A 12,982-nucleotide genomic window follows, 5' to 3' on the forward strand; every position below is an offset into this window, starting at 1 on the left:
AGTGCTGCGCATGCGACTTGCTTCTGTTTGACCCCCGATATTCGCAGACCTCAATCGGAGCCAGGCATGTTCGACGTGATTCCCTACTGGATGTGGGCGGTGAGCCTGCTCGTTCTGGCGCTCGTCTGCGGCGCGGCCTTGAGCGCCAGCGATGCGCGGCAGCCGGCGCGGCCACGGTTGCCGCGCGTCATCGCGCAGCGCGCCAGACGGCCGCTGCACTGAGCTGTCCGTCCTTGCAGAGCGGTGTCCGTCGTTTGATACGCGACGCTTTCAGCCCTTCGCGGTCCGTCGCGTGAGCCCATGTAACGTGACGTTACGCCGGTGACGTAACTCGTGAGCGGGCTCCCAGCCCGTCTTCTCACTGCGCTTTTCTCCTGCCCCGTAAGAAATATCTCAATAAAAATCAGGGAGTTGCAGGCAATTCTCCACAATCGACGATAACTGGCACGCAAGCTGCTTTATAAGGTGTCATGGGGACGGATGGGATGCCCAGCGGCGGTTTGCGGCCGGTTCCCCGTCAGCGTTTCCAACCTATGCGGCAGCGGCCGAAGAGTCCGCATCGAACCAGATCATGGCCATGCGCGCGGCGCGTGGTCCCGGTGGCCCCGTCGCCTATCCTCGTAGGGCGACGGTTTTTAGCCCGCACTCCATGAGTGCGGGCTATTTTTTTCTGCGATGGATTTTTGCGGCGCGGCGCTCGACGGCGCCGGATGAAGAGGGGGCGACGCCGAACGGCGTCGCGCGACTTTCGTGATCGATCAGGTATCGGCGGCTCATCGCGACGGACCGTGCCCGTCGCGTGAGCGTGTGAGCTCGTGGCTCAGGTCCGCCGCTTGGTTTCCGTGCGGGCCGCGCCGAACCACGGCACGCGCTTGACCGCGCCCGTCGCGAGTGCTGTGCCCAGCAGAATCACCACGCAGCCTTCGAGCATGCCAGGCGACACCGCTTCGCCGAGAAACAGCGCGCCCCACAGGATGCCGAAAATCGGAATCACGAAGGTCACGGCAATCGCGCGTGCCGGTCCGGCCACCGCGATCAGATGGAAGAACAGCATGTACGCGACGCCGGTGCAGGCGACGCCGAGCGCGATCACCGCGCCCCACGCATGCAACGAGATCGGCGCGGTCGGCCAGTAGATCACCGCGAGCGGCAGCAGCACGATCGTCGCGCCGATCATCGTGCCGGTCGCGACGGTCAGCGCGTCGACGCCGGTCAGGTAGCGCTTCGTGTAATTGGCGGCGATGCCGTACAGCAGCGTGGCGCCGAGCGCCGCCGCGGCCGCGAGGGCGACCGTCAGCGGCGTGGCGGACGAGCCGGCGGGCGCCGCGATCTGATCCCACACGAGCATCAGCACGCCGAGAAAGCCGACCGCGAGGCCGAGCGTGCGCAGCGCGCTCAGCTTGTCGCGCAGCCACAGGAAGCCGACGAGGGCGCCCCACAGCGGCGCGCTTGCATTGATGACCGACGTCGCGCCCGCCGACAGCGTCAGCTCCGCATACGCGAACAGGCAGAACGGCGCCGCCGAGTTCAGGATGCCGACCGCGAGCAACGGCACGGCGCGCGTGCGCAGCAAGGTCGCCGATTGTTGCAGCGGCCGGCGCGCGATCAGCACGATGGCGAGGAACAGCGCGCCGATGCCGACGCGCAGCGCCATCAACGGCGCAACGCCGAAGTCGGTTACGCCGACGCGGATGAACAGGAACGACGCGCCCCACAGGGCAGCGAGAATCAACAGTTGCAGCAGGTTTTTGGCTTTCATTGAGAGGGCGTCGCGCGCGGTTGAGTCGGGACGCCAGCGCATCGTAACAGCGCGATCGCGCAAAACGTTTCAGTGCGGAATGAAACGGCAAGATACGGGAGACGACGGCGTCCGCTGAGGTCGATCGTAAGCGCTGCCGGGGCGCGCGCAAAACGAGCAATTCTCACCGCTATGTGAGCAAAATTGCGATCAGATGGAGCGGGATTGTAAACCGCGGCCACGCTGGGTAGGTGGCCGCGGCAGCAACATGAGTTATTTTGCGACGAAGGCGGGGGCAAGGGCGACAGCAAAAGCGCGGCACGGTGACGACGGGCTGCATCGCACTCGCCTGCCTTGCCCCGCGCTCAATGCGGAATCATCCACTGCAGGAAATTCTGCTGTGCCCACACCAGCAAACCGAGCAGCACCGTCAGCAGGATCGAGTGCTTGAAGGTCTTCGCGAACACGACGCCTTCCTTGCCCTTGAGTTCGGTGGTCGCGACGCCGGTCGAGATGTTCTGCGGCGAGATCATCTTGCCCATCACACCGCCCGACGAGTTGGTCGCCGCCATCAACACCGGGTTCAGGTTCAGCTGATTGGCCGCCACCACCTGCAGATTGCCGAACAGCGCATTGCCGGACGTATCGCTGCCGGACAGGAAGACCGCGACCCAGCCGAGGAACGCCGACACCAGCGGGAAGAACGGCCCGACCGACGCGACGCCGAGACCGAGCGTGTAGGTGAGCCCCGAGTAGTTCATCAGATAAGCGAGGCCGACGATCGTCGCGACGGTCAGAATCGCGATGCGCGTCTGCACCCACGTATCGCCGATCGCCTTGCCGAATTCCGCCGGGCTCAGCCGCACGATGAAGGCGGTGATGATCGCCGAGACAAGGATCGCGGTGCCGGTCGCGAGCGGCTGGAAGTCCCACACCGCGCCATACGGCGTGTTGTACAGCGTGATGAAGACGGCTTTGTGGAGACCTGGCCACGGCACCTTGACGTCACCGATCGTGAAGATTTTCGCGACTGTCCAGATGATCACGACGATCGACACGATGATCCACGGATACCAGCCCTGCGTGCCGCCGATCCGGCTGCGCACCTCGCCGATGCGGCCGACGTCGATCGCGAACCGCGGATCGGCGGCGGGCTTCCACACGCGCAGGAACGCGACCGTGAGAATCAGCGAGACCAGCGACGACAGCACGTCGGTCAGGCTGTAGTTCACGTAGTTCGACACGACGAACTGCGTGAGCGCGAAGCTCACACCCGACACCAGCAGCACCGGCCAGATCCGCAGCATGTTGCGAAAGCCCGCGTACACGCCGATCACGTAGAAGGGCAGCAGCACCGCGAAGAACGGCAACTGCCGGCCGACCATCCTGGCGAGCAGATCGGACGGCAGATGCGTGACCGCGCCGAGCACGGTGATCGGCACGCCGAGCGCGCCGAACGCGACCGGCGCGGTGTTGAAGATCAGCGTGAACGTGAGCGCTTCGAGCGTCGGGAAGCCGAGCATGATCAGCAGCGAACTCGTGATTGCGACCGGCGTGCCGAAGCCCGAAATCCCCTCGAGCAGCGCGCCGAACGAAAAGCCGACGACGACCAGCACGATGCGTCGGTCGTTGGGCAGATTCTCGATCATCCACAGACGAAAGGCTTCGAAGCGTCCCGAGCGTTGCGCGATGTTGTAGAGCAGGATCGCGGTGAACACGATCCACATCACCGGCCAGCACGCGAACACCGCGCCGGCCGCGACCGAGTTGAACGCGAGTCCGACCGGAAATTGCCAGACGAAAATCGCCACCACCAGGCCGACGATCAAACCCGCGAGCGACGCCTGCCACGCGGGACGACGCGCCCAGCCGAGCAGCGCGAGCACCGCGATGATCGGCAGTGCCGCGACCAGAAACGAGGGGAACAGCGAGTTGCCGACCGGAGTGAGTAGTTGATGAAACATCACGTCTCCTTCGTTGTGTCGTTGTTATCTGGATCGACGCGGGGGAGCTGCGGATGACGGGCGCGTCGCTGTGAAGGCGGATGCGCGCCTGATGACTCGAAGAAGCGGGCGCCGCCTGATTTAAGCGGGTGCTGCATGAGGCTTTCCAAGGATAGAGCGCCGGGTGGGCGCGTCAAGCCGGGAAACTACGGGCGGGGCGATGCAGGTTAGATGGCGTTGTGCCTGGGTGTGGTTCAGAGGTGATTCAGATGCGGCTTGGGCTGCGGTAGTGCGGTGGGGGGTAGGGCGGGCGCGTGACCGGAGTCCGCGACTCAGGCGGCGGCCCGTGTACAGCGACCGGAGCGCAGCATAGCTAAGCGCCAGGCCGCCGCGCAACGGCTAGCTAAGCGCCAGGCGCGAGCAACGCTACTCCCGAGCGACCCGCTTCAATGCCAATGGCGTCCTCCCCATCCATGTCCCCAACCGCCGCCCCAATATCCGCCGATACCGATCGCGACCGACGGCCCGTAATAGGCGGGATAACCGTAGTAGGCCGGATACGGATAGATCGGCGGCGGATAGTAAGCCGGATAGACGGGCGGCGCGACGTACACAGGCGCGGTAGCCGGCGCGGCGAGCGCGTAATCGGGCGGCGCGCTCTGCGACAGATTCTGCGGCGCGGTTTGCGCCTGCGCTTGCGATTGAGACTGACCATCGGCGGCTGTGGCGGGCACCGTCGCGTAATACGGGGCGTAGTAGCCGGATGGATAATAGCCGGCCGGGTAGTAGCAGCCGGCTAACGCGACGCTGCCCACCAGCATGCCGGCCATAGCGAGCCGACGTGGCAGAGCGAGATGATCGACGAGCCGGGTGACAGGCGAACTGACAGGCAAGCCGCGGAACGAACTGCGTGGCGGCCGGAGGCGCGGCGCGTGAACAGGATTGACGACGCGTGGCTTCATGGCGCGCTCCCGGTGAGCCGATGTCGCGCGGTGCGACATCGCTCATACGAGCTTACGCTCACGCCGAGGGAACGCTACGGCAAAACCGTAACGGCGTATTTCAGCTCACGTCAATCGTTCGGTATCCTGTTCAAATGATCGGGCTACGGTGACGCGACGCGCCGATTTGTCGACTGATTGGCCAACCTGATTTACTTGCCGACCTGGTTGCCGATAATGCCACCCGCCGCGGCACCGCCCAGCGTCGATAGTGCATTGCCGCCGATCGCCGCGCCGGCGGCACCCCCCACGCCCGCGCCGATAGCCGTGTCGCGTTGACGTCGGGTCATGCCGTCGCAGGCCGAGAGGCTGACGATGAGCGTCGCGATGGCAGCGAGCGTACCGATGTGACGGATCGTTTTCATGATGCTGACTCCGTTTGTAGTTGGAAGCGTTGGATAAAAACTCTTCACGGAAGCGGCACCAGACCGTGGACCAGACCGCCTCCTTGCCCTTGCATTCGATGGTAGCCGCGCACGCCGTATCCAGATGTGTGAGCTTGTCAGCGCAACGTCGGTTTCGTAATCAAATGTTTCTTTTGCCGTAGCACTCGACGTGCCCGATCGTGCCTGCCTTCACGTCCGCCCGCGCGTGTGCTCGCACCGCAAAAAACGTTGCCAATAAAAAAGCCCGCCATACCGGCGGGCTTCGATCCTGCTGTGCAGACTCGCGCGAATCGCGCAAGCTGCTTACTGCCGAAGATAAATCTCCGCGCCCTGCTTCATGAACTCGATCGACTTCACTTCCATCCCTTTCTGCAGCGCTTCCTTATCGCTGACACCCTGTTGCGCGGCGAACTCGCGCACGTCCTGGGTGATCTTCATCGAGCAGAAGTGCGGGCCGCACATCGAGCAGAAGTGCGCGACCTTGGCCGAATCCTTCGGCAGCGTTTCGTCGTGGAATTCGCGTGCCTTGTCCGGGTCGAGACCGAGATTGAACTGGTCTTCCCAGCGGAATTCGAAGCGTGCCTTGCTCAATGCGTTGTCGCGCACCTGCGCGCCCGGATGACCCTTCGCGAGGTCGGCCGCGTGCGCGGCGAGCTTGTACGTGATGATGCCGGTCTTCACGTCGTCCTTGTTCGGCAGGCCCAGGTGCTCCTTCGGCGTCACGTAGCACAGCATCGCGGTGCCGAACCAGCCGATCATCGCCGCGCCAATGCCCGACGTGATGTGGTCGTAGCCCGGCGCGATGTCGGTGGTCAGCGGCCCGAGCGTGTAGAACGGCGCCTCGTCGCACCAGTCGAGCTGCAGATCCATGTTCTCCTTGATCAGCTGCATTGGCACGTGGCCCGGACCTTCGATCATCACCTGCACGTCGTGCTTCCACGCGATCTGCGTGAGTTCGCCGAGCGTCTTCAGTTCGCCGAGCTGCGCTTCGTCGTTCGCATCGTAGATCGAACCGGGACGCAGACCGTCGCCGAGCGAGAAGGCCACGTCGTAGGCCTTCATGATTTCGCAGATCTCTTCGAAATGCTCGTACAGGAAGCTTTCCTTGTGATGCGCGAGACACCACTTCGCCATGATCGAGCCGCCGCGCGATACGATGCCGGTCATCCGGTTCGCGGTCAGCGGCACGTATTGCAGACGCACGCCCGCGTGAATCGTGAAGTAGTCGACGCCTTGCTCGGCCTGTTCGATCAGCGTGTCGCGGAAGATTTCCCACGTCAGATCTTCGGCCTTGCCGTTGACCTTTTCGAGCGCCTGATAGATCGGCACCGTGCCGATCGGCACCGGCGAATTGCGGATGATCCACTCGCGCGTTTCGTGAATGTGCTTACCGGTCGACAGATCCATCACCGTGTCGCCGCCCCAGCGGATCGCCCACGTCATCTTGTCGACTTCCTCGCCGATCGAGGACGTCACCGCCGAATTACCGATATTCGCATTGACTTTCACGAGGAAGTTGCGGCCGATGATCATCGGTTCGCTTTCCGGGTGATTGATGTTGTTCGGGATGATCGCGCGGCCGCGGGCGATTTCCTCGCGCACGAATTCCGGCGTGATTTCCGTGAGACCGTTCGGACCGAATGCGCTCGCGCCGAACGCCTGGCCCGGGTGCTGGCGGCCCATCATCGCGGCGAGCTTCGTGCCGTTCGGACCGCTCGCCTTCAGCGTCTCCAGATACTCGGCGCGGCGCTGGTTTTCGCGAATCGCGATGTATTCCATTTCCGGCGTGACGATGCCCTGTTTCGCGTAGTGCATCTGCGTGACGTTCTTGCCTGCGACGGCGCGGCGCGGCGTGCGATGCAGGCCCGGAAAGCGCAGTTGCGCGGTGGCCGGATCGGCGGCGCGCTCGCGGCTGAAGCTGCTCGACAGACCGGTCAGCGGTTCGGTGTCGCCGCGCTCTTCGATCCACGCCTGACGCAGCGCCGGCAGACCCGCGCGGATGTCGATCTTCGCGTCCGGATCGGAGTAGGGGCCCGACGTGTCGTACACGAAGATCGGCGGATTCTTTTCGCCGCCGAAGCTGTCGGGCGTGTCGGCCTGCGAGATTTCGCGCATCGGCACGCGGATGTCGGCACGCGAGCCGGTCACGTAGACCTTGCGGGAATTCGGCAGTGGCGCGACGGCTGCCTCGTCCACGTGGGCTTCGGCAGAAATAAACTTCGGATTGGCGTTCATGCAAGTCTCCATACAAAGCATAGTGGGGCGGCTAAGCAGGAGACTGAGACGGAAGGAGTCGGAAATCGCGTGAGGGTGAGGCGGTGGAGCTGGAGTGCGAAATCCGTACGCTTCCCTGCGCTGGCATTATCCAGATCAGGTTCAAAGGGTATTTCTCACCCACGTGGCACGGACCTCCAGCTCCGCGCTACGCAGGACCCCCGCGTTAGCAGCGCACACAATACACTGCCCGCCCGCTGTTTGGCAACCTGTCAGGATGTGGACCCAATAACGCATTGGGGCTCGCTCGAATTCGTTCTATGCTTGTTTCGAGATAGGGGCGGACTGAGGACTTACGCCGAAGCGACAGACGGCTTACAGCGTGAAATCGTCGGCGGCTTCCGGCTGGTAGAGGATCCGATCCACCTTGAGCACCTTCTGGTCGCCGCTCGGCGGCGTGAAGCGGATGCTTTCGCCGCGTCGCGCGCCAAGCAGCGCGAGTCCGGCCGGCGAGAACACGTTCAGGCGTCCCTGCGCGAAATCGGCGTTCGGCGGATAGACGACGGTCCACGTCATCTGCTCGCCGCTCGCGGTGTCGATCAGCGTCGCCTGTGAATTCATCGTGACGACGTCAGCGGGGATATCGCGCGAGTCGACGATCACCGCGCGTTCGAGCACGTCATCGAGCACGTCCTGCAGCTTTGCATCGGCGGCTGCGTGTTTTTCGAGACGGGTGACGTCGAGTTCGGTCAGGTAACAGGCTTTGGCTTTCTTCACGATGAGTACTCCAGATCAATGTTGGGAAGAAGGGCACACGCGAAAACGCGCGAAACATGGCGTGCGCATGCAGGCGCGAACGGACGCGCGGACAGGCGTGCAAACGAAGTAAGCCCGGAGCCCGACGACGTGGCCCCGGTTCAGCGATGGGCTACGTCAGAGTGGGCGCCGGGCGGCGTGAAGCGGGAGCGTTCGGGCCGCCTCGGCGGCACTGCGCGGCGCGCCGACCGGGCACGCGCCCACGCTTGCGCGGCAGCGGCGCAAGCGGGCGAGTGCATGGAAAGTCGGACGGCGCATGGAAGTCACGGATAGGACGAGCGGTATTAACCAGCTTGACCAGCGTTAGGGAGAGCGAAACAGACGCCCCGGTCGATGAGCCGCGCAAAGCAACGAGCAATCAGCAACGAGCAATGAGCCTGAAGCACGCACGACGACAACCGCGATATCTGAATCAGATGGTAGCACGCCGCCGCGCGCGCTCCGATTCGCGACCGGTGTCGCGATGTGCGTATTGCATGCGCGATGCGGGATGAGTACACCCCAGACCGACCAGGGCCGACCAAGGCCGACCGTAATGGACGACGTGTTCAAGCCAGTCAAAAGATTGCCGTTAATCAGTGTGCAGCGAAGGCTGCCGTGTCGCGAAGCGATTCGCGCCACGGCGTGTGGATGGCACGAGGCGACTCGCGCCGATTTACAGGAGAGAGGTGCGCATGAAAACGAAAAAATGGCAGTGGCGAACCGTCGTCCGGACGGCGGCGATGACGGCCTTGCTCGCCGCGCCGCCGATGGCGTCGGCGGCCAATGGCGGGGTGATCCGCTTCGTCGGGGCGATCGTCGCGCCACCGTTGCAGATCAGCACCGCTGCGGCGCCGGTGGCGATTGGCGTCGCGAGTGTGACGGGGCAGAGCTTCGCGCGCACCGTGACGTTCAGCGCGCCGTCGGGCACGGTCAGCGGCGCGAATGTCGCGCTTGAAGTCAACGGCAGCACGCAGTCGCGCGATCTGGTGGCGACGCGTTTCGTCGATCGTGGCGGACGCGTGTCCACCGCACGCGACGGCCGCTATACGGTGGGCCACGACGGCGGGGTGCTGTCGCTCGACGCGAAGCGCACCGATGTGAATACGCGTGTGACGGTGGTGGTCAGTTACGACTGAATGCGACAGGTGTCGTGACTGCGGCGCGGGTGAGCGGAGGGCTCGCCCGCGCTGTTGGAACGCTGCCGGAATGATGCATTGGGCGTCGCATTGTGTGTCATGGCTTATCGAGGTTCTTAGCGATCCTGCCGATATGGGGCACGCCATCCGTGCCTGAATTGCCGGGTTCCGGCAAAAAATCGAACTAGTTCGACATTCCAGCGAAGCCGGGGGACGTCCCCGGCTTTTCTGTTGCAACTACGCCAAAAAGTTACGATTCTCCCGCTCGACGCACCCAGCGCTTACTGCATAATGCGGAGCGCGCCGCGGCTTGCGTTCGTCCTGTCGTGCCGCTTCGGCCGACTCAATCACTCGTCGCTGCTTTGGGCGCTTCCCGCGTCATCCACATCGCCTCTCCACGTCTTATCGCTCCACCGACATGCCCGCCCGCTTCACCCCTCAGACCGCATCGCCGATGCGGTGTCCGCCGTCCCGTTGCGGCGGCGTCAGCGCGGGCGCGACGCCGCGCGCGCGGTCGATAACGCATCGCGCTTTTCGCGTGACCAGGGCGGACTGAACGCATGTCGCTACAAGACTCCGACTTTCTGCCGCGCTGGCTGCGTTTGCCGCGCTCGCGCAACGGCCAGATCGCGCTCGCGCTCGCCGTCGTCTATCTCGTGTGGGGCTCGACCTATCTCGGTGTGCACGTCGCGCTCGGCTCGTTTCCGCCGCTTCTGATGTCGGGGCTGCGCAACCTGTTTGCCGGCATTGGCCTGTTCGTATTCGCCGCGCGTCGCAAGCCGGTCTGGCCGAGCGCGGCCGAGGTCCGCAACGCGGGGCTCGTCGGCACGATGCTGGTGGGCTTGTCGAGCGGCATGCTCGCGTACGGGATGCGCACGGTCGGCACCGGCACCGCCGCCGTGATGGTCGCGACCGTGCCGCTGTTCGCGACGGTGATCGCGGCGCTCGCCGGCCGCAAGATCGGTCGCGGCGAATGGTTCGCGGTCGGGCTCGGACTCGCCGGCATCGCGATCCTCAGTCACGGCGACACCACGCCCGGCTCGGCCGGCGGCAGTCTGGCGATTCTGTGCGGCGCGCTGTTCTGGGCGGGCGGCGCGCATCTGGCCGGAAAACTGAAGCTGCCGGCTGACCTGTTTCTGTCGACTGCGCTGCAGATCGGCCTCGGCGGCGCGATATCGACGCTGGTCGCGTTGGCGTCGGGCGAGCGGATGCTCGAATTGCACGTCCTGCCGGTGCTCGCGTTTCTGTATCTGATGCTGATCGGCACGATGGCCGCGTACGTCGCGTACGGTTTCCTGATCCGGCACACGAGCCCGATCATCGCGAGCAGTTGCATGTACGTGAATCCGGTCGTCGCGGTAGCGCTCGGTGCGCTGTTGCTCGACGAGCCGGTCACGCGCTACACGGTGGTCGCGACGATCGTGATTCTGCTGAGCGTCGGTCTGTCTTTCTGGTTCGATCGGAAGCAGGGCAGCGCCTGAGGTTGGCGCATTTTTGATGTTGGCGTTCGGCGTTCGCGCCTCATCTTTCAGGCAAGCGCATGAATCATGAAGCATGAAGCCCGAGGCGTGAACACCACGCCTCCCGACCATCGCTAAAAATCAAAGCGCCGCGGCCAACTCCGCACCCTCGCGAATCGCGCGCTTCGCATCGAGTTCGGTCGCGAGCTTCGCGCCGCCGATCACATGAAAACGCGCGCCGCCCATACCGTTGCCATCCACTGCAGACGGCACCAGCTCGCGCAACGATTCCTGCCCCGCGCACACGACGATCGTCTCGACGTCGAGCCATTCGTCGGCGCCGTTACGCGCGATTCGCAGCCCGCGCGCGCTGATCTCGCGATACTCGACGCCATCGAGCATCTGCACGCCGTTTCGCACGAGCGTCGCGCGATGCACCCAGCCCGAGGTCTTGCCGAGCCCGGCGCCGAGCTTGCCGGCCTTGCGCTGCAAGAGCCAGATCTGCCGTACCGGTTGCGCGGGCGCGGGCGGCTTCAGCCCGCCGCGCTCGCGCACCGCGAGATCGACGCCCCATTCGTCGAGCCAGGTATCGCGCGGCACCGGTAGCGGCTCGCCCGCGCGATGCAGCAGAAACTCGCTGACGTCGAAGCCGATGCCGCCCGCGCCGATCACCGCGACACGCTCGCCGACCGGCGCGCCGCGCAGCACGTCGACATACGACAGCACGTTGGGCCCGTCGATGCCGGCAATCGATGGCCGGCGCGGCACGATGCCGGTCGCGACGATCACGTCGTCGTAGCCGCCGGCCGCGAGCAGCGCCGCATCGGCGCGCGTGCCGAGCCGCACGTCGACACGATGGCGCTGCAACTGGCTGCGGAAATAACGGATCGTTTCGCTGAACTCCTCCTTGCCCGGCACGCGCATCGCCAGATTGAACTGGCCGCCGAGCGTGTCGCTCGCCTCGAACAGCGTCACGCGATGGCCGCGTTCGGCCGCCACCGTCGCCGCCGACAAACCCGCCGGCCCCGCGCCGACCACCGCGACCGAACGCGCGGCCTGCGCGTTGGCGATCGGCCGGTAGATCAGCTCGGTTTCGCGCCCCGCGCGCGGATTCACGAGGCAGCTCGCGCGCTGATTCTTGAAGGTGTGATCGAGGCAGGCCTGATTGCAGGCGATGCAGGTGTTGATCTCGTGCGTGCGGTTTTCGGCGGTCTTCAGCACGAACTCCGCATCGGCGAGCAGCGGCCGCGCCATCGACACCAGATCGGCCGCGCCGTCGGCGATCAGCGTCTCGCCGATCTCGGGCGTATTGATGCGGTTCGACGCGATCACCGGCACCTTGACGGCGGCCTTCAGACGCGCGCTCAGCGACACGAACGCCGCGCGCGGCACCGAGGTCACGATGGTCGGCACCCGCGCCTCGTGCCAGCCGATGCCGGTATTGAAGATCGTCACGCCGGCCGCTTCGAGCGCCTGCGCGACCTGCACGGTTTCTTCCCACGTATTGCCGCCTTCGACGAGATCGATCAGCGACAACCGGTACACGACGATAAAGCGCTCGCCGCATGCCGCGCGCACCTGTTCGACGATCTCGCGCGCGAGCCGCATGCGGTTCTCGATGCTGCCGCCGTACCCGTCGGTACGCCGGTTGGTGCGCGGACACAGAAACTGGTTCAGCAGATAGCCTTCGCTGCCCATGATCTCGACGCCGTCGTAGCCCGCGCGTTGCGCGAGCCGCGCGCAGCGCGCGTAGTCGCGCACGGTCTTGCGGATGCCGGTGAGGGTCAGCGCGCGCGGCTTGAACTTCGAGATCGGCGACTTCAACGCCGACGCCGACACGACGAACGGCTGATAGCCGTAACGTCCCGCGTGCAGGATCTGCAGCGCGATCTTGCCGCCTTCTTCATGCACGGCGTCGGTCACGAGTCGATGATTGCGCAGATCGAACACCGAGTTCAGCGTGCCGCCGAACGGCAGCAGCCAGCCCTGACGATTCGGCGAGATGCCGCCGGTGATGATGAGCCCGACGCCGCCTTTCGCGCGCTCGCGAAAGTACGCGGCCAGTTGCGGGTAATGCCAGAAGCGGTCTTCCATGCCGGTGTGCATCGAACCCATCACGACGCGATTGCGCAGCCGCGTGAAGCCGAGATCGAGTTCGGCGAGTAAGTGTTGGTAAGACATGCGGGGACCGTGTAAGTATGGGAGCCGCTCGAACGATACACCGCGCGCCGGGCCCGACCCCCGAAGAAAAATTCTAAATCGCGCCGGCAAGCGCTCGCGCAAGACATTCGTCAGCCGCCGCAAGC

Annotated in this window: 10 protein-coding genes and 1 riboswitch; of the genes, 3 read left to right on the forward strand and 7 right to left on the reverse strand. The window is 64.9% G+C overall.

Translation table 11 applies throughout. The features are described 5' to 3' along the window. Window positions 1–66: 66 nt before the first annotated feature. On the forward strand, window positions 67–222 hold the full coding sequence (locus HHL14_RS02695) for a hypothetical protein (protein WP_169496018.1): 156 nt from the start codon (window positions 67–69) through the stop codon (window positions 220–222). Between the two features lie 598 nt (window positions 223–820). Here HHL14_RS02695 and HHL14_RS02700 read toward each other — a convergent pair. From HHL14_RS02700 to HHL14_RS02725, 6 genes are all read right to left on the reverse strand, one after another. Further along, window positions 821–1,759, reverse strand: a complete 939-nt coding sequence (locus HHL14_RS02700; RefSeq protein WP_169496019.1) for a DMT family transporter — start codon at window positions 1,757–1,759, stop codon at window positions 821–823. Between the two features lie 344 nt (window positions 1,760–2,103). Beyond that, window positions 2,104–3,702 carry an L-lactate permease gene (locus HHL14_RS02705; protein ID WP_169496020.1) on the reverse strand — a complete coding sequence of 533 codons (1,599 nt, stop codon included), beginning with the start codon at window positions 3,700–3,702 and terminating at the stop codon, window positions 2,104–2,106. A 425-nt stretch (window positions 3,703–4,127) separates the two neighbouring features. After that, on the reverse strand, window positions 4,128–4,643 hold the full coding sequence (locus tag HHL14_RS02710; protein WP_169496021.1) for a hypothetical protein: 516 nt from the start codon (window positions 4,641–4,643) through the stop codon (window positions 4,128–4,130). A 191-nt stretch (window positions 4,644–4,834) separates the two neighbouring features. Beyond that, on the reverse strand, window positions 4,835–5,047 hold the full coding sequence (locus tag HHL14_RS02715) for a glycine zipper 2TM domain-containing protein (protein ID WP_169496022.1): 213 nt from the start codon (window positions 5,045–5,047) through the stop codon (window positions 4,835–4,837). Window positions 5,048–5,371: 324 nt separating this feature from the next. Next, window positions 5,372–7,303, reverse strand: coding sequence for a phosphomethylpyrimidine synthase ThiC (gene thiC, locus HHL14_RS02720; RefSeq protein ID WP_169496023.1), 1,932 nt, complete (start codon window positions 7,301–7,303; stop codon window positions 5,372–5,374). Between the two features lie 94 nt (window positions 7,304–7,397). Next, a riboswitch (TPP riboswitch) is annotated at window positions 7,398–7,515 on the reverse strand. A 142-nt stretch (window positions 7,516–7,657) separates the two neighbouring features. After that, entirely contained in the window at window positions 7,658–8,059 is a 402-nt protein-coding gene (locus HHL14_RS02725; RefSeq protein WP_329601599.1) for a GreA/GreB family elongation factor, read from the reverse strand. 713 nt (window positions 8,060–8,772) lie between these two features. Here HHL14_RS02725 and HHL14_RS02730 point away from each other — a divergent pair. Both HHL14_RS02730 and HHL14_RS02735 read left to right on the forward strand, forming a co-directional pair. Beyond that, on the forward strand, window positions 8,773–9,216 hold the full coding sequence (locus tag HHL14_RS02730) for a hypothetical protein (protein WP_169496024.1): 444 nt from the start codon (window positions 8,773–8,775) through the stop codon (window positions 9,214–9,216). Between the two features lie 560 nt (window positions 9,217–9,776). Further along, window positions 9,777–10,697, forward strand: coding sequence for an EamA family transporter (locus HHL14_RS02735; RefSeq protein WP_169496025.1), 921 nt, complete (start codon window positions 9,777–9,779; stop codon window positions 10,695–10,697). Window positions 10,698–10,817: 120 nt separating this feature from the next. Here HHL14_RS02735 and HHL14_RS02740 read toward each other — a convergent pair whose 3' ends face one another. After that, window positions 10,818–12,857: an NADPH-dependent 2,4-dienoyl-CoA reductase gene (locus HHL14_RS02740; protein WP_169496026.1), complete on the reverse strand. Its 2,040-nt coding sequence runs from the start codon at window positions 12,855–12,857 to the stop codon at window positions 10,818–10,820. Window positions 12,858–12,982 lie beyond the last annotated feature (125 nt).

It is taken from the genome of Paraburkholderia antibiotica (genome assembly GCF_012927125.1).
GTDB lineage: Bacteria > Pseudomonadota > Gammaproteobacteria > Burkholderiales > Burkholderiaceae > Paraburkholderia > Paraburkholderia antibiotica.